Source organism: Streptomyces sp. NPDC050085 (assembly GCF_044460595.1).
Classification (GTDB): Bacteria; Actinomycetota; Actinomycetes; order Streptomycetales; family Streptomycetaceae; genus Streptomyces.
Genome location: NZ_JBITJZ010000011.1, coordinates 172,904 through 191,600, shown reverse-complemented (window position 1 = coordinate 191,600; position 18,697 = coordinate 172,904). Strand labels below are relative to the sequence as shown.

General features: G+C 72.4%; 22 protein-coding genes. 16 read left to right on the top strand and 6 right to left on the bottom strand.

Annotated elements, in window-relative coordinates; genetic code table 11:
* Positions 1 to 74: 74 nt before the first annotated feature.
* The 9 genes from ACIBUY_RS32635 (at position 75) to ACIBUY_RS32595 (ending at position 8,635) form a co-directional block, all read left to right on the top strand.
* Complete coding sequence (locus ACIBUY_RS32635; RefSeq protein ID WP_399154538.1) at positions 75 to 983, top strand: segregation and condensation protein A; 909 nt, start codon at positions 75 to 77, stop codon at positions 981 to 983.
* A complete protein-coding gene (gene scpB / locus ACIBUY_RS32630) occupies positions 980 to 1,615 on the top strand; it encodes an SMC-Scp complex subunit ScpB (RefSeq protein WP_399154527.1) in 636 nt (211 codons plus the stop codon). The genes ACIBUY_RS32635 and scpB overlap by 4 nt, the downstream gene beginning before the upstream one ends.
* A 22-nt stretch (positions 1,616 to 1,637) precedes the next feature.
* Positions 1,638 to 2,795, top strand: coding sequence for a pseudouridine synthase (locus ACIBUY_RS32625; RefSeq protein ID WP_399154526.1), 1,158 nt, complete (start codon positions 1,638 to 1,640; stop codon positions 2,793 to 2,795).
* Positions 2,796 to 2,910: 115 nt separating this feature from the next.
* A complete protein-coding gene (locus tag ACIBUY_RS32620) occupies positions 2,911 to 3,876 on the top strand; it encodes a sigma-70 family RNA polymerase sigma factor (protein ID WP_399154525.1) in 966 nt (321 codons plus the stop codon).
* Complete coding sequence (locus ACIBUY_RS32615) at positions 3,873 to 4,469, top strand: TIGR03086 family metal-binding protein (protein WP_365567034.1); 597 nt, start codon at positions 3,873 to 3,875, stop codon at positions 4,467 to 4,469. The genes ACIBUY_RS32620 and ACIBUY_RS32615 overlap by 4 nt, the downstream gene beginning before the upstream one ends.
* A 59-nt stretch (positions 4,470 to 4,528) precedes the next feature.
* A complete protein-coding gene (locus ACIBUY_RS32610) occupies positions 4,529 to 5,956 on the top strand; it encodes a DHA2 family efflux MFS transporter permease subunit (RefSeq protein ID WP_399154524.1) in 1,428 nt (475 codons plus the stop codon).
* 117 nt (positions 5,957 to 6,073) lie between these two features.
* Entirely contained in the window at positions 6,074 to 6,817 is a 744-nt protein-coding gene (locus tag ACIBUY_RS32605) for an NUDIX hydrolase (RefSeq protein ID WP_399154523.1), read from the top strand.
* Positions 6,814 to 7,836 (top strand): ADP-ribosylglycohydrolase family protein, encoded by a 1,023-nt coding sequence (locus ACIBUY_RS32600; RefSeq protein ID WP_399154522.1) that lies wholly within the window; start codon positions 6,814 to 6,816, stop codon positions 7,834 to 7,836. The genes ACIBUY_RS32605 and ACIBUY_RS32600 overlap by 4 nt, the downstream gene beginning before the upstream one ends.
* Positions 7,837 to 7,876: 40 nt before the next feature.
* Entirely contained in the window at positions 7,877 to 8,635 is a 759-nt protein-coding gene (locus ACIBUY_RS32595) for a DNA polymerase beta superfamily protein (RefSeq protein WP_399154521.1), read from the top strand.
* Here ACIBUY_RS32595 and ACIBUY_RS32590 read toward each other — a convergent pair.
* The 4 genes from ACIBUY_RS32590 to ACIBUY_RS32575 are packed head-to-tail and all read right to left on the bottom strand — an operon-like array spanning position 8,606 to position 11,120.
* Positions 8,606 to 9,304 (bottom strand): DNA polymerase beta superfamily protein, encoded by a 699-nt coding sequence (locus ACIBUY_RS32590; protein WP_365567039.1) that lies wholly within the window; start codon positions 9,302 to 9,304, stop codon positions 8,606 to 8,608. The two genes, ACIBUY_RS32595 and ACIBUY_RS32590, sit on opposite strands and share 30 nt — an antisense overlap.
* A gap of 31 nt (positions 9,305 to 9,335) precedes the next feature.
* Complete coding sequence (locus ACIBUY_RS32585) at positions 9,336 to 9,827, bottom strand: Rieske (2Fe-2S) protein (RefSeq protein WP_365567040.1); 492 nt, start codon at positions 9,825 to 9,827, stop codon at positions 9,336 to 9,338.
* Positions 9,824 to 10,411 carry a DUF6529 family protein gene (locus tag ACIBUY_RS32580; RefSeq protein ID WP_399154520.1) on the bottom strand — a complete coding sequence of 196 codons (588 nt, stop codon included), beginning with the start codon at positions 10,409 to 10,411 and terminating at the stop codon, positions 9,824 to 9,826. The genes ACIBUY_RS32585 and ACIBUY_RS32580 overlap by 4 nt, the downstream gene beginning before the upstream one ends.
* A 19-nt stretch (positions 10,412 to 10,430) precedes the next feature.
* Positions 10,431 to 11,120 (bottom strand): hypothetical protein, encoded by a 690-nt coding sequence (locus ACIBUY_RS32575; protein WP_399154519.1) that lies wholly within the window; start codon positions 11,118 to 11,120, stop codon positions 10,431 to 10,433.
* A 131-nt stretch (positions 11,121 to 11,251) separates the two neighbouring features.
* On the opposite strand from ACIBUY_RS32575, the gene ACIBUY_RS32570 reads away from it, so the two are divergent.
* The 6 genes from ACIBUY_RS32570 (at position 11,252) to der (ending at position 16,266) form a co-directional block, all read left to right on the top strand.
* Positions 11,252 to 11,692, top strand: coding sequence for a YidB family protein (locus ACIBUY_RS32570; protein ID WP_399154518.1), 441 nt, complete (start codon positions 11,252 to 11,254; stop codon positions 11,690 to 11,692).
* 129 nt (positions 11,693 to 11,821) lie between these two features.
* Complete coding sequence (gene aroH, locus ACIBUY_RS32565) at positions 11,822 to 12,184, top strand: chorismate mutase (RefSeq protein ID WP_365567044.1); 363 nt, start codon at positions 11,822 to 11,824, stop codon at positions 12,182 to 12,184.
* Entirely contained in the window at positions 12,181 to 13,266 is a 1,086-nt protein-coding gene (locus ACIBUY_RS32560) for a prephenate dehydrogenase (protein ID WP_365567045.1), read from the top strand. The genes aroH and ACIBUY_RS32560 overlap by 4 nt, the downstream gene beginning before the upstream one ends.
* A gap of 97 nt (positions 13,267 to 13,363) precedes the next feature.
* Positions 13,364 to 14,050, top strand: coding sequence for a (d)CMP kinase (cmk, locus tag ACIBUY_RS32555; RefSeq protein ID WP_365567046.1), 687 nt, complete (start codon positions 13,364 to 13,366; stop codon positions 14,048 to 14,050).
* Positions 14,008 to 14,703: a lysophospholipid acyltransferase family protein gene (locus ACIBUY_RS32550; RefSeq protein ID WP_365567047.1), complete on the top strand. Its 696-nt coding sequence runs from the start codon at positions 14,008 to 14,010 to the stop codon at positions 14,701 to 14,703. Before cmk ends, ACIBUY_RS32550 begins: the two co-directional genes overlap by 43 nt.
* 81 nt (positions 14,704 to 14,784) lie before the next feature.
* Positions 14,785 to 16,266: a ribosome biogenesis GTPase Der gene (der, locus tag ACIBUY_RS32545; RefSeq protein ID WP_365567048.1), complete on the top strand. Its 1,482-nt coding sequence runs from the start codon at positions 14,785 to 14,787 to the stop codon at positions 16,264 to 16,266.
* 67 nt (positions 16,267 to 16,333) lie between these two features.
* Here der and ACIBUY_RS32540 read toward each other — a convergent pair whose 3' ends face one another.
* The gene (locus tag ACIBUY_RS32540; RefSeq protein ID WP_399154517.1) at positions 16,334 to 16,645 is read right to left on the bottom strand and encodes a hypothetical protein; all 312 of its coding nucleotides are present in this window, start codon (positions 16,643 to 16,645) and stop codon (positions 16,334 to 16,336) included.
* Between the two features lie 184 nt (positions 16,646 to 16,829).
* The gene (locus ACIBUY_RS32535) at positions 16,830 to 17,615 is read right to left on the bottom strand and encodes a hypothetical protein (protein ID WP_365567050.1); all 786 of its coding nucleotides are present in this window, start codon (positions 17,613 to 17,615) and stop codon (positions 16,830 to 16,832) included.
* A gap of 390 nt (positions 17,616 to 18,005) precedes the next feature.
* On the opposite strand from ACIBUY_RS32535, the gene ACIBUY_RS32530 reads away from it, so the two are divergent.
* Positions 18,006 to 18,656 (top strand): transglycosylase family protein, encoded by a 651-nt coding sequence (locus tag ACIBUY_RS32530; RefSeq protein ID WP_399154516.1) that lies wholly within the window; start codon positions 18,006 to 18,008, stop codon positions 18,654 to 18,656.
* Positions 18,657 to 18,697 lie beyond the last annotated feature (41 nt).

Below are 18,697 nucleotides of genomic sequence, written 5' to 3'. Positions count from 1 at the left end.
TGGGGCGTGGGGCGTTGTCCTCGCCGGACGAGCCGGAGAGCCCCGCGGAGTCGCAGAGCGCTGCCGAGTCGGTCGTGGCGCCTGACGGTGACGGCGACCCCGCGCCCGAGGCGGCCGACCCGGCGCCCGAGGAAGTCGACGACGGTCGCTTCAAGGTGCGGCTCGCGAACTTCGAGGGGCCCTTCGACCTGCTGCTGCAGCTGATCTCGAAGCACAAGCTCGACGTCACCGAGGTCGCGCTGTCGAAGGTCACCGATGAGTTCATGGCGCACATCCGCGCCATGGGGCCCGACTGGGACCTGGACCAGACGACCGAGTTCCTCGTCGTCGCCGCGACCCTGCTCGATCTGAAGGCCGCGCGGCTGCTGCCCGCCGCCGAGGTGGAGGACGAGGGCGATCTGGCGCTCCTCGAAGCGCGGGACCTGCTGTTCGCGCGGCTGCTGCAGTACCGCGCGTACAAGCAGATCGCCGACATCTTCAGCCGGCGGATGGAGGACGAGGCGCGGCGCCGGCCGAGGACCGTCGGGCTCGAGCCGCACCATGCCGAGCTGCTGCCCGACGTCGTCATCAGCATCGGGGCCGAGGGGTTCGCCAAGCTCGCCGTGAAGGCGATGCAGCCCAGGCCCAAGCCGCAGGTGTACGTCGATCACATCCACGCCCCGCTGGTGAGCGTCCAGGAGCAGGCCGGGCTCGTCGTGGCCAGGCTGCGCGAGGTGGGCGAGGCCAGTTTCCGGGACCTGGTGGCGGACACCGACGACACCCTCACCGTCGTGGCCCGGTTCCTGGCGCTGCTCGAGCTGTACCGGGAGAAGGCCGTCGCCCTCGACCAGGAGACCGCCCTCGGGGAGCTGCGGGTGCGCTGGACCGGGGACGAGGGCGGCCCGGAGCCCGTGGTGACCGATGAGTTCGACCGGGCTCCCGAGCCCGTGACCGACGACACCGACGACACCGACGACGTCAGCGACAAGGAGCGTGCGGGATGAGTGTGGAGACCGGGGCCGAGAGCGAAGTCGCGGCGCTTGAGCTCAGGCCCGCCCTCGAAGCCGTGCTGATGGTCGTCGACGAGCCCGCCACCGAGGAGCACCTGGCCAAGATCCTGCAGCGCCCGAAGCGGGCCGTCGCCGATGCGCTGCGGGCGCTGGCCGACGAGTACACGGTGCAGGGGCGCGGTTTCGAGCTGCGGCTGGTCGCGGGCGGGTGGCGGTTCTACACCCGGCCCGAGTACGCCGCGGCGGTCGACGGCTTCGTGCTCGACGGGCAGGTCGCCCGGTTGACGCAGGCCGCTCTGGAGACTCTGGCCGTGGTCGCGTACCGCCAGCCGGTCAGCCGTTCCCGGGTCTCCGCCGTGCGCGGAGTCAACTGTGACGGGGTCATGCGGACCCTGTTGCAGCGGGGTCTGGTGGAGGAGGCGGGCGCGGAACCCGAAACAGGTGCGATCCTGTACAGGACGACGAACTACTTTCTGGAGCGGATGGGCCTGCGCGGCCTGGACGAGCTGCCGGAGCTCGCGCCCTTCCTCCCCGAGGCGGACGCGATCGAGGCCGAGACCCTGGAAGGGGTTCCGTCGTTCGACCCGGACGCACCCGATGCGCCGGGTTCCGACTCCACCGAGTAGACAGCCGACTAACGGAAATTTGATGCGAAGCAGCAGCGGCAGGAACAGCAGCGGAAACAACGGCGGGAGCCGTGGTGGCAACAGCGGCGGCCGCGGCGGGAGTGGCGGCGGCCGCGGTAACTACCGCGGCGCCGGCAACAACCGCGATGACAGGCGTGACGACCGGCGTGACGACAAGCCGGGCAGCGGCCGTCCGAAGAAGCCGCGTCCCGAGGAGCGGCGCTACGACGTGGGCCCCGGCGGCACGCAGGACGGCCCGAAGTCGGGCCGCGGCGCCTCGGCGCGCGGCGGCGCCAAGGGCGGCCCCAAGCGGGGTCAGCAGCAGTCCTCGACCGGGCGTGGGCGCTGGGTCCCGGCGACGTCGCGCGAGTACGAGGCGCGGGCCGAGGAGCGCAACCGCGAGCGGTACGCGGGCAAGCCGAAGGTGAACCTCCCCAAGACCTTCCCCGGCGCCGAGCAGGAGGGCGAGCGGCTGCAGAAGGTGCTCGCCCGTGCCGGTTACGGCTCGCGGCGCGCTTGTGAGGAGCTGGTCGACCAGGCCCGCGTCGAGGTCAATGGCGAGATCGTGCTCGAGCAGGGTCTGCGCGTCGACACCGAGAAGGACGTGATCAAGGTCGACGGGCTGACCGTGGCCACGCAGTCGTACCAGTTCTTCGTCCTGAACAAGCCGGCCGGCGTCGTCTCCACCATGGAGGACAACGAAGGACGGCAGTGCCTCGGGGACTACACGAACAACCGTGAGACGCGGCTGTTCCACGTCGGGCGGCTCGACACCGAGACCGAGGGCGTCATCCTGCTCACCAACCACGGCGAGCTGGCCCACCGTCTGACCCACCCCAAGTACGGCGTGAAGAAGGTCTACCTCGCGCACATCGTGGGCCCGATCCCGCGTGACCTGGGCAAGCAGCTCAAGGACGGCATCCAGCTCGAGGACGGGTACGCGAAGGCGGACCACTTCCGCGTCGTCGAGCAGACCGGCAAGAACTACCTGGTCGAGGTGACCCTGCACGAGGGCCGCAAGCACATCGTGCGGCGGATGCTGGCCGAGGCCGGGTTCCCCGTCGACAAGCTGGTCCGGGTGGCCTTCGGGCCGATCACGCTCGGCGACCAGAAGTCGGGCTGGCTGCGGCGTCTGTCGAACACCGAGGTCGGCATGCTGATGAAGGAAGTCGACCTGTAGGTCTCACCCGCGGCTCGTACGTCGGCCGGTTCCGGAGAAATCCGGGGCCGGCCGATTCCTTTTCGCCCGTCGGCAGGTCAGTAGAGGGGATGGGCGACGGAAGGGGGCGGCCGGCATGGCGGACCGCGAGGAGTTCGAGAAGGTGGCGGAGCCGCTGCGGCGGGAGCTGCTGGCGCACTGCTACCGGATGCTCGGTTCCGTGGACGACGCCGAGGACCTGGTGCAGGAGACGTACCTGCGGGCCTGGCGCGCGTACGACGGCTTCGAGGGCCGGGCCAGCGTGCGGACCTGGCTGTACCGGATCGCCACCAGGACCTGTCTGACGGCCATCGAGACGCGGGGGCGGCGTCCGCTGCCGTCCGGGATCGGCGCGCCGTCGGACGTCCCCGAGGAGCCGCTGGGGAGGGCGTCGGACGACGTGCCGTGGCTGCAGCCGCTGCCGGACGCCCTGGTCGACCCGGCGTCGCTGGTCGTCGCGCGCGGCAGCCTGCGGCTCGCCCTCGTGGCCGCCCTGCAGGAGCTGCCCGCCCGGCAGCGGGCGGTGCTGATCCTGCGCGAGGTCCTGGCCTGGCGGGCGTCCGAGGTCGCCGCGGCGCTCGGGACGAGTACGGCCGCGGTCAAGAGCACCCTGCAGCGGGCCAGGGCGCGGCTCGACGAGGTGGCGCCCGCCGAGGAGCTGCTGTCCGAGCCCGCCGCCGTGGACGAACGGGCCCTCCTCGACCGCTACATGGCGGCCTTCGAGCGCGGTGACGCCGACGGACTCGCCCAACTCCTGTACGACGGCATCGAGTTGGAGATGCCGCCCTACGCCGCCTGGTTCAGCGGCAAGAAGGACGTGCTCGCCTTCCTGGGGGCCAGGGTGCTCGACCCGTTCGGCGACGCCCGGATCCGGATGCTCGCCACGCGGGCCAACGGGCAGCCGGCCGTGGGCGCCTACGAGCGAGGGGCGGACGGCATCTGCCGGCCGCACTCCGTTCAGGTGCTCACGCCGGGGCCCGACGGGACGCGGCTCACCCGGATCACCGCCTTCCTCGGTGAGGGGCTCGTCGAGCGCTGCGGGCTGCCGCCGGTGCTGCCGTGAACGCCGACGAGCTCCTGGAGCGGGCCCTCGCCTACGCCCTCGGCAGCCTGGCCGGGGTCACCCCCTGCCAGCTGGCACGGCCCACTCCGTGTGCGCAGTGGGACCTCGGCGCGCTCATCGGGCACCTCGACGACTCCCTGGACGCGTTGCGGGAGGGCCTCGGGGGCGGCTGTGTAGGGCTCGGGGCCGGGCCGCGAACGCTGCTCGGCGCGGACCCGGGAGCGGGCTTCCGGGAGCGCGCCCGGGACCTGCTGGGCACGGCGGTGCGGGACGCCGAGCCCGTCCTCGTGGCGGACCGGGGCCTGCCCGCCGGGGTGGTGGCCGCCGTCGGCGCCGTGGAGATCGCCGTGCACGGCTGGGACGTCGCCGAGGCCCGCGGCGTCCGGCGGCCCGTGCCGCCCGCCCTCGCGGCCGAACTGCTGCCGCTGGCACGGCGGTTCGTGACGTCCGTCGAGCGCGGCACGGGGTTCGCCGAGCCGGTCGACGTGGCCCCGGGCGCGTGCCCGGGCGACCGGCTCGTCGCCTTCCTCGGCCGCCGTCCGGCCGGGCCGCCGCGATTCCTTTCCGGCCCCGGCCCGGTCTGTCTTCCGTGACCAGCACCGCACGTACGTCCACGCGTACGTGCCTTCGTCCCGGAAGGACAGTCACCGTCATGACAGACACAGAAATCGTCGCGGGCCCGGTGGGACTCGGGAAGTCCCCCGCGCCCGCGCCCGGGGTGCCCGTGCGCCGCGGCTGGACCGTCGCTCTCGCCGGGCTCGGCGCGCTGCTCGGCTCCCTCGACGTGGTCGTCGTCTCGACCGCGCTGCCCGCGCTGCGGGCCGACTTCGGGGCGAGCCTGTCGCAGCTCGAGTGGACCATCAACGCGTACAACCTCGCCTTCGCCTGTCTCACCCTGACCGGCGCGGCCCTCGGCGACCGGTTCGGGCGGCGGCGCATGTTCGTGGCCGGGCTCGCCCTGTTCACGCTGGCCTCCGCCGTCGCGGCGCTCGCCGCGGGGCCCGAGATCCTGATCGCCGCCCGGGTCGCGCAGGGCGCGGGCGGCGCACTCGTGCTGCCCCTGACGCTCACGCTGATCAGTGACGCGTTCCCGGCGGAGAAGCGGGGCGTGGCCATCGGCCTGTGGGGCGGGGTCACCGGGGTCGGGGTGGCGCTCGGGCCGGTGCTCGGCGGGGCGGTCACCGAGGGGCTCTCCTGGCAGTGGATCTTCTGGATCAACGTGCCGATCGGACTCGTCATGATCCCGTTCGCGGCGTCGAAGCTGCGCGAGAGCAAGGGGCCGCGGCCCCAACTCGACCTGGTGGGCCTGGTGTTGGCCGCCATCGGCATGTTCGCCCTGACCTGGGCGCCGGCCCGGGCGCCCGAAGTCGGGTGGGGGAGTGCGGAGGTGCTCGGGTCGCTCCTGGTGGGCGCCGCGTTCGTGACGGCCTTCGTGCGGTGGGAGCGGCGGGCCCGGTATCCGATGCTGCCGCTCGCGTACTTCCGGCTGCGCGGGTTCTCCGCCGCGAACGGCGCGCTGTTCCTGCAGCTCGTGTCGCTGCTGGGCGCACTGTTCATGATCTCCCAGTTGTTCCAACTGGGGCTCGGGAACTCGCCGTTGGAGGCCGGCCTTCGGATCCTCGTGTGGACCGGCATGCCGCTGCTCGTCGCGCCGCTCGCGGGTGCGCTCGCCGACCGGTACGGCAACCGCCTGTTCATGCTGACCGGTCTCGTCCTGGAGGCGGTCGGGCTCGGCCTGATGGCCATGGTCACCGAGCCCGGGGTGGCGTACGGGAAGCTCGTCCTGCCCCTGGTCCTCGCCGGGGTCGGCATCTCCATGGTCTTCCCGACCGCCGCCAACGCCGTCACCTCGGCGGTGCCGCCGCCGGACGCGGGTGTGGCCTCCGGCGTGAACATGGCGCTGCGGGAGCTGGGCGGGGTGTTCGGCGTGGCGATCGCCGCCGCCGTCTTCGCGCGGGCCGGTGGTTACGGCTCGCCCGTGGACTTCATGGACGGGTTCGTGCCCGCGCTGTGGGTGTCGGCCGGGGCGTCGGCCGCGGGGGCGGTGGTCGCGGCGTTCGTGCCGGGGAAGTCCTCGTAGTCCGCGCGGGGCGTCAGCGCACGGCGCCCGCGCGAGGCGGGTCGGCGCTTTCAGGGGCTTGTGCGTGCCTGCCCCCTCTCTTTATAGTCAACTAGACATTAAAGAGAGGGGGTGGGCATGCACGGATACGACAAGCACGCCTTCGAGCCCTTCGCCGTCACCGTCGACCTGGCCGTCTTCACGCTGCGCGCGGGGCGGCTGCAGATCCTGCTCGTCGAGCGCGGCCAGGATCCGTACGCGGGACGCTGGGCGCTGCCGGGCGGGTTTCTGCAGCCCGCCGAGTCCGCGGAGAGCGCGGCGCGGCGCGAGCTCGCCGAGGAGACGGGGCTCAGCGACGTGGCCGGGCTGCACCTGGAGCAGCTGCGCACCTACAGCGAGCCGGACCGCGACCCCCGGATGCGGGTCGTGTCGGTGGCGTTCGCCGCGCTGGTGCCCGACGCCCCGCAGGCCCGCGGCGGCGGGGACGCGGCCCGCGCCGCCTGGCTGCCGTACGAGCCGGGGGCCCGTGGCGCGTACGGGCCGCTCGCCTTCGACCACGACCGGATCCTCGCCGACGCGCACGACCGGATCGGCGGCAAGCTCGAATACACCTGCCTGGCCACGGCGTTCTGCCCGCCCGAGTTCACGCTCGGCGAGCTGCGGCAGGTCTACGAGGTGGTGTGGGGGACCGAGCTCGACCCGGCGAACTTCCGGCGCAAGGTCCTCGCCACCCCCGGATTCGTCGAGCAGGTCCCCGGCGCGTCCCGGCTCACCGGCGGCCGCGGCAAGCCCGCCGCGCTGTACCGGGCCGGTGGCGCCTCGTCCCTGCTCCCGCCGCTGCTGCGGCCCGCGCCCGAACCCACGGAAGGAAACCGCCGGTGACCAAGACCGCCGCGACCGGATCGCTGCTCGGGCTGGCTCTCGGGGACGCGCTCGGCTTCCCGACCGAGTTCAACGACGTACCCGCGATCCTCGCGAAATGCGGGCCGTGGCGGGAGATGGAGCTGCCGGGGCACCCCCTCGCGTACATCACGGACGACACGCAGATGGCGCTGGCCGTCTCGCGCGGGCTGCGCACCGCCATGGGGCGCGGGCTGCTCGGGCCGAAGCGGTTCGAGCGGCCGCTGCGCGAGGAGTTCGTGGACTGGTACCGGTCGCCGGACAACAACCGCGCGCCGGGCAACACCTGCCTGCGCGCGTGCAACCTGCTCAAGGCCGAGGGCCGGGCCTGGCAGGACGCGAGCCAGGTGCACTCCAAGGGGTGCGGTGCCAACATGCGGGTCACGCCGCTCGGCCTCGTGCCCGGGCTGAGCGACGAACAGCGGGCGGGCGCCGCCCAGTTGCAGGCCGGGCTCACCCACGGACACCCGACGGCCCTCGCCGCCTCCGACCTCACCGCGCACGCCGTACGCCTCCTCGCCGAGGGGGCCGAACCGACCGGGCTCGTGGGCCTGCTGCGTTCGTACGCGTACGAGAACCGTGAGACGTATCACGAGCGGTGGCTCGGCGATCTGTGGACGCGGGGGGAGGCGGCGACGCCCGAGGCGTTCATCGCGGGCGGCTGGGACGAGTGCCTCGGCGTGCTCGACCGGCTGCGCGACGCCCTCGCCTCGCCCTCGCCGGAGACCGACCCGTGCCTGGCCACCGGCCCGGGCTGGATCGCCGAAGAGGCCCTCGCCACCGCCCTGTTGTGCTTCCTCCTCTTCGTCGACGAGCCGGTCCTCGCCCTGCGCCGGGCCGCCTGCACGTCGGGCGACTCGGACTCGATCGCGGCGCTCGCGGGCGCCTTCGCCGGGGCCCACCTGGGGGCCGACGCCTGGCCGGGGGACTGGGTGCGGCGCATCGAGCACCGGGACGAGCTGCTCGGGTTCGGGGCGGAGTGGGACGGGTCCTGCCGGTAATTCGGTGGGGCGCGGCAGCGGGGTCGGGGAGCATGGGCGGATGATCGCCGACGCACAGCTGCCCGCCGTGGACCTGACCTCCGTGGTCGCCGCCGAACCCGACCCCGTACTGTTCGCCACCGTCTCCGGGGCGCACCTGTACGGGTTCCCGTCGCGGGACTCCGACGTCGATCTGCGCGGCGTGCACCTGCTGCCCGCTCAGGCGCTGCTCGGGCTCAGGGAGCCGGAGGAGACGCGGTCGCGGATGTGGGACGCGAACGGCGTCGAGATGGACCTCGTCACGCACGACCTGCGCAAGTTCGTCCGCCTGATGCTGCGGCGCAACGGCTACGTACTGGAACAGCTCCTGTCGCCGCTCGTCGTGCACACGACGGACGTGCACGCGGAGCTGGTCGCCCTGGCGCCCGGCGTGATCACCCGTCATCACGCGCACCACTACCGCGGGTTCGCGGGGACGCAGTGGCGGCTCTACGAGAAGACGCGGGAGCTGAAGCCTCTGCTGTACACGTTCCGGGTGCTGCTCACCGGGATCCGTCTGATGCGCAGCGGCGAGGTGCAGGCCGATCTGCCCACGCTGGCAGGGGAGTTGAGGGCGCCGGGCTATCTGCCCGAGCTGATCGAGGTCAAGGCCGCTGCCGAGCACGGTCGCGCCGAGGTCGACCACGCGCGCGTGGCCGCCGACGTCGAGGCGCTGCACGCCGAGCTCGACGCGGCGCAGGCCGCGTCCGAGCTGCCGGACGAGGCGTCGGCGTACGACGCGCTGCACGACCTAGTGGTCAGGGCCCGCCTGCAGGGCTGACGCCCGGCGCGCGCGGAACAGGAAGTCCGCCACGCGGGCCCTGTCCGGTGCGGCGGGCAGCGGGGTGTCGAGGGCCGCCTTCTCCGCCTCCTCCGCGAGGAGCGTCATGCGGCGCTCCACCTCCGGCCACGGGACCTCGCCCCGCTTCACCGCGAGCAGCGGCTCGCGGTGCTCGCCCACGTCGATCGTCAGCTCGCCGGTGCGCAGCAGGTCCCGGGCCGACATGAGGAGGCGCAGCAGGTGCATCGCGTGCTTCCAGCGCGGGGCGCCGTGCGTGCGGACGTCCGCCTCCAGCTTCTTGCGCTGGCCGAGCGCGTAGCGGGCGAACGTGTCGTGCGCCTGGCGGGAGAGGAACGCGTCCCGCAGGGACAGGAGTTCGCGGCCCGTGTCCGTGAGGTGCTCGACCAGCGGGGAGTGCAGGCACTCCAGGATGTTCGGATTGGCGCGCAGGGCCAGTTCGCAGAAGCGCTCCAACTCCCAGGAGAACTGTTCCTCGGCCGGGCCCTCGACGTGCGTGGGGGGCTTCTCGAAGTGCCAGTACAGGGGCGTGGGCGCCAGGTACACGCCCCTGCGGTCCGTGTCGCTCGTGTCCGTGGCCAGGCCGAAGGCGCGCGAGCCCATCACGCAGGAGTACACCGTGTGGTCGCGGACCAGGTCGTGCGGGTTCATCCGCGCAGCCTAGGGCGTGTCAGGGGGCCCCTCAGCCCAGCGAGATCGAATTTCCGGTGACCTTGATCGCTTGGGGTGCGAGGGCGCGCGGGGCTGGGCCGTCCGCCACCGAGGCGTCCGCGATCCGGTACTTCGAACCGTGGCACGGGCAGTTGATCGTGCCGTCCGAGACCGAACTGACCGTGCAGCCCTGGTGCGTACAGACCGCGGAGAACGCCTTGAAGTCGCCCTGCGTCGGCTGTGTCACCACGACCTTCTTGTCGGCGAAGATCTTTCCGCCGCCGACCGGAATGTCGGACGTTTTCGCCAACTCGTCGGCGGCGGGCGGCTGTTGGGATCCGCCGGAGCCGGTTCCGGTGTCGGTTCCGGTGCCTGCCGTGGACGGTCGCGGCTCCGGCTGCGCCGTGTCGCCGCCCGAGCCCCCGCTGTCCCCGCCGCCCTCGTCGCCGTACTTGCTGCACCCCGCCGCGAGCACCGCCGCCCCCGCGACGAGCACGCTGCGCCGGGCCGGTGGCGGCCTCACGTCGTCACCCCGACCGTGCGGAAGAACCACAGCGCCGACGTCAGCCACAGCAGCGTCAGGACCGCGAAGGCGAGGCCGCCGACCACCGGGAGCAGCCAGCCCGGCAGCCGTTCCGTGCGCAGCAGCAGCATCTTGGCGCTGAACGCCCCGAAGAAGAAGCAGCCGAAGAACGAGTGCCACATGACGCGGGTCGAGTACGTCTGGTAGCCGAGCGCGTAGAGGCAGTGCACCGCCACCGGGACGGCCACCAGGAACGCGATCCGGCCCGACCAGCGGTGCAGGACGGGCGCCCAGGACGGGCCGCGCAGCTTCCCGTACACCATGAAGGCCGAGACGACCTGGACGACGCCGAACGCGAACGCCACCGTCGCCAGCCAGGCCTTCACCGCGCTGGTGCTGGAGAACCCGGCCAGGTTGAACGCCGTGCCCTCCGGGTCGTGGACCTTGCCGTACGCGCCGAGCGCCACGGCCACGGCGGCCGCGACGAGCGCGGGCACGAGATAGCGGGCGGGGCCCGGACGGCGGTGCCCGGGGTCGGGTCCGCCGGGGAAGCTCTGGGTGGCGGCATTCGGGTCGACGGTCATGACGACGCCTCCGGGGAGGTCAGGGGACGACGGGACGCGCGGTCAGGTGCTCCCCGTCGACCGTGACGGCTCCGGTCTCCGGGTCGATGGGAGGCGCGGAGGACGGCTTGTCGTTCTTCGTGACGATGCCGACCTGGCGGCCGCCGGGCAGCACGATCCAGCCGCCGTCGACCTTCGCGCCGCGCACCTCGGTGGTGGCGCGGTACAGGCCGGACGGCTTGACGGCCTTGCGCGCCGTGAAGCCGTACGGGCGGTCCTGGATCTCGACGGTGCCGCGGATCCGGTCACCGGCGAGGGTGCCCTCGAGCTTGGCGCCGTGGCTGCCGCTGAGCTTCATGGAACCGTCGTCCTCGACGTTCCCCTTCAGCCAGGACTCCTTGGTGCGGCCGTCGCAGAAGTACGCGACGGCCTTGTCGCCGCGTACGGAGACGGAGACGGCGGAGGTGTTGTCGTCGGTGCGGCCCGCGTAGCTTGCATTCGGGCGGGCCCGCTTGGTCTGCGACGGGCTCGCGCTCGGGCTCGTGCTCGGGCTCGCCTTCGTGGCGGACGGCGAGGGTGAGGCCGAGGGCGATGCGGACGGTGTGGTCGTCGCGGCCGGAGCGCCGCCGTACGACGAGGTGCCTTCGCCCGTCGTCGCGTTCAGCGACAACATGAACAGCGCGAGGGCCAGGCCGGTGAACAGGGTGAACAGGGGTCCAGAGCGCTTCATGACGAGCCTCCCCCGAGGCGGCACGGTGCCGCCCTCCATGCAAGCAGCTCCGGCCGAGTGGCGACAGGGGGTGGTTCGGGTGACATTGAGATGGTCCGGGTTTCCTTAATGTCCCGAAAGGCGCGGTAACCATGGCGGGTAACGATCTGGGCAGTCTCCTCGGCGGCCTCCTCGGCGGCGGCGGGTCCAGCAGCGGTGGCGGCCTCGACCTCGGCAAGATCCTGGGCGGCCTCCTCGGCGGCGGCGCCGGCGGTGCGAGCGCGGGCGGCGGCGGTGGGTCCAACCCGCTCGGCGGCCTCATGGACATGATCACGAAGTCGGGCCTGGTCAGCCAGGACCAGCTCGACTCGTTCATCGGCAAGGGCGACAACCAGCCGATCAGCCCCGAGCAGGTCAAGCAGGCCATCCCCGACGAGACGCTCGACAAGCTCGCCGAGGAGGCGCACGTCAGCCGCGACCAGGTCGCCGAGCAGGTGGCGCAGAAGCTGCCCGAGGCGATCGACAAGCTGACGCCCGAGGGACAGGTGCCGACCGGTTCGCTGGACGACATCATCAAGCAGCAGAACCTCTGACCCGTAAGCACGCGTGCGCGGCGGCCGTCTCGAAGGACGGGCGCCGCGCACCCGTGTGTGGGGCCCCAACTAGTCTTGAGCGACAAACGTGTGGCACGAACGCACAGCACAGGATCAAGGAGTGACACCGTGGCGGTACGAGCGGTGCGAGGCGCCGTCCAGCTCGACCGGGACGACGCCGGGCACATGGACGAGCAGGTCAGCGAGCTGCTCACCGAGGTGCTCGGGCGCAACGGGCTGGCCGGGGACGACCTGATCTCCATCTGGTTCACGGCCACGCCCGATCTGCACTCCGCCTTCCCCGCGGCCGCCGCCCGCGGGCTCGGCATCGTGGACGTCCCGCTGATCTGCGCACAGGAGCTGGACATCGCCGGGGCCATGCCGCGCGTCGTCCGGGTGCTCGCGCACGTCGAGACCGACCTGCCCAAGTCCGAGATCGCGCACGTGTACCTCGGTGCCGCGGCCGCCCTCCGCAAGGACATCGCCCAGTGAGAACCGCACTCGTCATCGGCACCGGCCTGATCGGCACCTCCGCCGCCCTCGCCCTGGCCTCGCGCGGGGTCACCGTGCACCTCGCCGACCACGACCAGGCGCAGGCCCGCACCGCCGCCGCGCTCGGCGCGGGCACGACCGAGGCGCCCGAGGGCCCCGTCGACCTGTGCGTCGTCGCGGTGCCGCCCGCGCACGTCGCCGCCTCCCTCGCCGACGCGATGCGCCGGGGTGTGGCCCGCGCCCACCTCGACGTCGCCAGCGTCAAGGGCGGCCCGCGCCGCGAGCTCGAGGAGCTCGGCCTGGACCTCACCACGTACATCGGCACGCACCCCATGAGCGGCCGGGAGCGCAGCGGCCCGCTCGCCGCGACCGCCGACCTCTTCGAGGGCCGCCCCTGGGTGCTGACCCCGACCCGGGACACCGACACCGAGGTCCTCAACCTCGCGCTCGAACTGGTCGCGCTATGCCGCGCCGTGCCCGTCGTGATGGACGCCGACGCCCACGACCGGGCCGTCGCCCTCGTCTCGCACATGCCGCACCTGGTCTCCAGCATGGTCGCGGCCCGCCTGGAGAACGCAGAGGAGTCCGCGGTACGCCTGTGCGGCCAGGGCATCAGGGACGTGACCCGGATCGCGGCCTCCGACCCCCGGATGTGGATCGACATCCTGTCCGCGAACCCGGGCCCCGTCGCCGACCTCCTCTCCGCCGTCGCCGGCGACCTGGAGGAGACGGTGCAGGCCCTGCGCTCCCTCCAGTCCGCCGACGACGCCAAGCGCCGCGAGGGCGCCGACGGCGTCGAGACGATGCTGCGCCGGGGGAACGCGGGCCAGTCCCGGGTCCCCGGCAAGCACGGGGCGGCCCCCGCCGCGTACGAGATCGTCGCCGTCCTCATCTCCGACCAGCCCGGCGAGCTGGCCCGCATCTTCGCGGACGCGGGCGCCGCGGGCGTCAACGTCGAGGACGTCCGGATCGAGCACGCCACCGGGCAGCAGGCCGGTTTCGTGCAGCTGATGGTGCAGCCCGCGGCCGCGCCCAAGCTGGCGGCGGCGCTGCGCGAGCGCGGCTGGGCCATGCGCCAGTAAGCGGCTGTGAGAGGCGCCGCGCGGAGCCAGTAACCTTGTGCGGGGCGTTCTCGCGTCCCGCACCTCCGCCCGCGTACTCAGAAAGGTGCCCGTCACCGTGGAAACCGCCGCCCCGGCAGCTGTGATCGTCGCCATCGACGGACCCTCCGGCACGGGCAAGTCGAGCACCTCCAAGGCCGTCGCCGCCCAGCTCGGCCTGAGCTACCTGGACACCGGTGCCCAGTACCGCGCGATCACCTGGTGGATGGTGAACAACGGGATCGACCTGACCGACCCGACCGCCATCGCCGCGGTCGCGGGCAAGGCCGAGATCGTCTCCGGCACCGACCCGTCCGCCCCGACCATCACGGTCGACGGCACGGACGTCGCGGGGCCGATCCGCACCACCGAGGTCACCTCCAAGGTCAGCGCGGTCAGCGCCGTGCCCGAGGTGCGCGCCCTCATCACCGAGCTGCAGCGCTCCATCGCGAAGGGTGCCGAGAAGGGCATCGTCGTCGAGGGCCGTGACATCGGTACGACGGTGCTGCCCGACGCCGACCTGAAGGTGTTCCTCACCGCCTCGCCCGAGGCCCGCGCCGCCCGCCGTTCCGGCGAGCTCAAGGGTGCCGACGTCAAGGCCACGCAGGAGGCCCTGGTCAAGCGCGACCAGGCCGACTCGAGCCGCAAGACGTCGCCGCTGGCCAAGGCGGACGACGCCGTCGAGGTCGACACCACCGAGCTCACGCTGCAGCAGGTCATCGAGTGCGTGGTCACCCTGGTCGAGGAGAAGCGGGCGTCCAAGTGACAGCTGCTTCTGAGCGTGCTTCCGAGCGTGGCGCCGAGGTCGGGCGGCGCATCGGCGTCGGCCTGATGTACGGGCTGTGGAAGCCGCGCGTGCTCGGCTCGTGGCGGGTTCCGGCGAGCGGACCCGTCATCCTCGCCGTCAACCACTCGCACAACGTCGACGGCCCGATGGTCATGGGCGTGGCCCCGCGGCCGACGCACTTCCTGATCAAGCAGGAGGCGTTCGTCGGCCCGCTCGGCACCTTCCTCGAAGGCATCGGGCAGCTCAAGGTCGACCGGACCACCGCGGACCGCAAGGCCATCACCCGGGCCCTGGACGTCCTCGCGGACGGCGGCGTGCTCGGGATCTTCCCCGAGGGCACCCGCGGCGACGGCGACTTCGCGTCGCTGCGCGCCGGGCTCGCGTACTTCGCGGTGCGCAGCGGGGCGCCGATCGTCCCGGTCGCCGTACTGGGAAGCACGGAGAGGCGCGGACGGTTGATAAAGGGGCTGCCGCCGCTCAGGAGCCGCGTGGACGTCGTCTTCGGGGATCCTTTCGAAGCGGGCGACGGCAGCGGACGGCGTACGCGCAAGGCGCTGGACGAGGCGACCGTGCGCATCCAGGAGCGGCTCACCGCCCACCTGGAGAACGCCAGGCGCCTGACCGGGCGCTGAGCGAGACTTTCAGTAGTGCACCAGCCTTCATGAGGGGCGGGCGCACCGATCACCACGAATGAACGACGAGGTACGGACTTCATGAACGACCAGATTCAGCCCGAGGGCTCGGCGGAGTACGAGCACGGGGCGCTTGGCGATGCCGATGCCGCCGAGTACGCGGAGTTCATGGAGCTCGCCGCCGAAGAGGGCTTCGACATCGAGGACGTCGAGGGTGCGATCGAGGCCGCGGGCCACGGTCCGCTGCCCGTCCTCGCCGTCGTCGGCCGCCCGAACGTCGGCAAGTCGACGCTCGTGAACCGCATCATCGGCCGCCGCGAGGCCGTCGTCGAGGACAAGCCGGGCGTCACCCGCGACCGCGTCACCTATGAGGCGGAGTGGGCGGGCCGCCGCTTCAAGGTCGTCGACACCGGCGGCTGGGAGCAGGACGTGCTCGGCATCGACGCGTCCGTCGCCGCCCAGGCGGAGTACGCGATCGAGACCGCCGACGCGGTCGTCTTCGTCGTCGACTCCACGGTCGGCGTCACCGACACGGACGAGGCCGTCGTGCGCCTGCTGCGCAAGGCGGGCAAGCCCGTGGTGCTCTGCGCCAACAAGGTCGACGGCCCGTCCGGCGAGGCCGACGCCACCGCCCTGTGGTCCCTCGGCATCGGCGAGCCGCACCCGGTCTCCTCGCTGCACGGCCGCGGCACCGGCGACATGCTCGACGCCGTCCTGGAGGCGCTGCCCGAGGCGCCCGCCCAGACCTTCGGCACGGCGGTCGGCGGCCCGCGCCGCATCGCGCTGATCGGCCGTCCGAACGTAGGAAAGTCCTCGCTGCTCAACAAGGTGGCGAACGAGGACCGCGTCGTCGTCAACGAGCTGGCGGGCACCACCCGTGACCCGGTCGACGAGCTCATCGAACTCGGCGGCGTCACCTGGAAGTTCGTCGACACGGCGGGCATCCGCAAGCGCGTCCACCTGCAACAGGGCGCCGACTACTACGCGTCGCTGCGCACCGCCGCCGCCGTCGAGAAGGCGGAGGTCGCGGTCATCCTGATCGACTCCTCCGAGTCGATCTCGATCCAGGACCAGCGGATCGTGACGATGGCGGTCGAGGCGGGCCGCGCGATCGTCGTCGCGTACAACAAGTGGGACACCCTCGACGAGGAGCGCCGCTACTACCTGGAGCGCGAGATCGAGACCGAGCTCGCGCAGATCGCGTGGGCGCCGCGGGTGAACGTGTCGGCGCGTACCGGCCGCCACATGGAGAAGCTGGTCCCGGCCATCGAGACCGCCCTCGCCGGGTGGGAGACCCGCGTGCCGACCGGGCGGCTCAACGCCTTCCTCGGCGAGCTCATCGCGGCCCACCCGCACCCGGTCCGCGGCGGCAAGCAGCCCCGCATCCTCTTCGGTACGCAGGCCGGCACCAAGCCGCCGCGGTTCGTGCTCTTCGCCTCCGGCTTCATCGAAGCCGGCTACCGGCGCTTCGTGGAGCGGCGTCTGCGCGAGGAGTTCGGGTTCGAGGGGACGCCGATCCACATTTCGGTGCGGGTGCGGGAGAAGCGCGGCAAGAAGAAGTAGTTCTTCTACGTTCTTGGAGCAGCTCTACGTTGTTCCTGGAGCGGCTCTACGTTCTGGCGGCGCGGGCTCAGTGCTCGCGGCGCGGTCCGGGCGGCAGTGCGGCGGGGAAGTGACTTCCCTGGCTGTACTGCCGCCCGTTCGTCTGTGGCTGCCAGTGCTGCTGCTGGTGAGCGTGCGGGTGGGGATGCGGGTGCGGGTGCTGCGGCGCGTGGTGGTGCCGTGTCCCGTACGGCCCCGTCCCGAAGGCCGTGAACCCGAGATCCTCCTCGCCGCTGCGGTCGCCCGGCAGGGCCCGGAAGGACCGGCGGTACTCCGCGTACAGCGCGTCGTAGATCGGTGTCGCCGAGTGGCTGCTCGCGTGGTCCTCCGCGGGACGCATCGCCGGGATGGGGGACGGGTACGGCTGGCGCCGCCCGGAGTGGGCCGAGGTGGGGTCGTATGGGTGCACGTATGTGCCAACGACCCGGACCCCCGACGGATGCGCCCTTGGCCTCGGGTTGACCGGGGCATCAGGAGTGTGACCGGCGCATTCGCGGGGGACCGGGTACCGACGGGGTGGTGGCTCAGGTGCCCGCGAGCGGCATCGCGGCGGCCACCAGACGGCCGTTCGCCGCGGCCTTGTCGAGGGCGTCGCGCAGCAGGTCCTCGCGCGGCTGGCGGCCGATCGAGCCGACCGGCGCGGCGAAGACGAGCACGGTGTGCGTCTTGTTGGCCGCGGCCCGCCAGCCCTCGGTGACCTGCAGCGGCTGGTGTGCCTGCCACCAGGCGACCTGGGAGGGGGAGCCGCCGGTGCCGGGCTGCAGCACGGCGTGCAGCTGGCCCATGGCGAGCAGTACCGACCAGCCGGGCAGCGCGCGCGGCGCCTCGGTCAGCTCGGTCAGCGGCATGAAGCCCTGCTCGATCAGGAGCGGCAGGAAGTCGTCCCCGCCGGCCTCGGCGCCCGGGCGCGAGATGGGACCCGTCGGCTCGACGACGAGCGCCGGGTGCAGTTGGCCCGCGATCAGCACCAGACCGCTGGTCACGCCGAGCACGGCCTGCGCCGGGGCGACCTCGGGCGGCTCGGCGCCGTCGTCCGCGCCGCCGAGGGAGCGCACCGCGCCCTGCAGCTGGTCCTCGGCGACCTGCACCACCTGCGAGGGCAGACAGCCGGCGTGGGCGAAGGCGAGGACGGCGGTCTCGTCGCCGACGAACAGGACCGTGCTGGTGCGCTCCCGCTCGCTGTCGCCGGGGGTGCGGCAGGACGTGCAGTCGTAGCCGCCGGGGGTGCTGTCCCCGGTGAGCAGCCGGTCGGCTTCGTCGTCGCCGATCTCGGCGCGTACGTCGTCACTGACGTCGAGCAAGCGCGGCACGGGGGACTCCTCTGGATCGGGCGTGGATCGGGCGTGGAACGGGATCGGGCTGATAAAGGGACAACGGCCGATCTGTGGCAGGAGTCACGCCCGGAACCGAACGGAATCCACCCATCCGAAGCACACCGTGAACGGCCGCCCGGAATCTGTCACTCCATGCCAACTTGTTGGGAATCCAAGGAAGTTGAGGGGGTGAAGTGGGTCACAGATCACCGAGGTGACAGGTCGACAAATCCTGAAATCAGTGAATGAAGTGGGTGGCTTGAACTCGTCGCTACTTCGGGTAACGGCGAACTGGCCTGGCGTGACAAGCCGTTGGTTGATGCCAACCTCGTGGGCTGCCTAGATTCCACCGCCGTCTGCACCTTGCAGTCCACGAGAGGGAATCTCATGTCCGTGCCGATACGTACGGCTCGCACGACAGCGGTGATCGCCGGGGCGGCTCTGCTCGCCCCCCTCGGTCTGCTGGCGTCCGCGGGATCCGCCCATGCGGCGGACCCGGGCGTCTGGGACCGCATCGCACGCTGCGAGAGCGGCGGCAACTGGCACATCAACACCGGCAACGGTTACTACGGCGGGCTCCAGTTCTCCGCCGGGACGTGGCGCGCACATGGCGGAGGGGCCTACGCAGCCACGGCCGACCGGGCGTCGAGGGCGCAGCAGATCGCTGTGGCCACGAGGGTGCAACGCGCACAGGGCTGGGGCGCCTGGCCCACCTGTGCGGCGCGGGCCGGAGCGTACGGCAGCGCGCCGGGGGCGGGAGTGGCCGCGCCCAAGTCCACGAAGCCCAAATCCACGAAACCGAGGTCCGTGCAGCCCAAGTCGGTCAAGCCCAAGTCCGTTGCTCCGAAGCGGAGTTCGTCGGGGGCCGAGCGCGGTGCGGCCCGCCGGGGCGGCTATGTCGTGCGCGGCGGTGACACCCTCGGCGCGATCGCGACCGCCCACGGCACGAACTGGCAGCGCCTCTACACCATCAACAAGGCGGTGATCGGCGGCGATCCGGATCTGATCCTGCCGGGTCAGCACCTTCTGGTCCGGTAGCGCGAACCGGGACCCGCGGCCCCGCCCGGTGCGCCGACCGG

Coding starts and splice junctions, on each gene's coding strand:
- scpB (WP_399154527.1), top strand. CDS start 980: ATGAGTGTGGAGACCGGGGCCGAGAGCGAAGTCGCGGCGCTTGAGCTC.
- ACIBUY_RS32625 (WP_399154526.1), top strand. CDS start 1,638: ATGCGAAGCAGCAGCGGCAGGAACAGCAGCGGAAACAACGGCGGGAGC.
- ACIBUY_RS32620 (WP_399154525.1), top strand. CDS start 2,911: ATGGCGGACCGCGAGGAGTTCGAGAAGGTGGCGGAGCCGCTGCGGCGG.
- ACIBUY_RS32610 (WP_399154524.1), top strand. CDS start 4,529: ATGACAGACACAGAAATCGTCGCGGGCCCGGTGGGACTCGGGAAGTCC.
- ACIBUY_RS32605 (WP_399154523.1), top strand. CDS start 6,074: ATGCACGGATACGACAAGCACGCCTTCGAGCCCTTCGCCGTCACCGTC.
- ACIBUY_RS32595 (WP_399154521.1), top strand. CDS start 7,877: ATGATCGCCGACGCACAGCTGCCCGCCGTGGACCTGACCTCCGTGGTC.
- ACIBUY_RS32590 (WP_365567039.1), bottom strand. CDS start 9,304: ATGAACCCGCACGACCTGGTCCGCGACCACACGGTGTACTCCTGCGTG.
- ACIBUY_RS32580 (WP_399154520.1), bottom strand. CDS start 10,411: ATGACCGTCGACCCGAATGCCGCCACCCAGAGCTTCCCCGGCGGACCC.
- ACIBUY_RS32575 (WP_399154519.1), bottom strand. CDS start 11,120: ATGAAGCGCTCTGGACCCCTGTTCACCCTGTTCACCGGCCTGGCCCTC.
- ACIBUY_RS32570 (WP_399154518.1), top strand. CDS start 11,252: ATGGCGGGTAACGATCTGGGCAGTCTCCTCGGCGGCCTCCTCGGCGGC.
- der (WP_365567048.1), top strand. CDS start 14,785: ATGAACGACCAGATTCAGCCCGAGGGCTCGGCGGAGTACGAGCACGGG.
- ACIBUY_RS32540 (WP_399154517.1), bottom strand. CDS start 16,645: ATGCGTCCCGCGGAGGACCACGCGAGCAGCCACTCGGCGACACCGATC.
- ACIBUY_RS32530 (WP_399154516.1), top strand. CDS start 18,006: ATGTCCGTGCCGATACGTACGGCTCGCACGACAGCGGTGATCGCCGGG.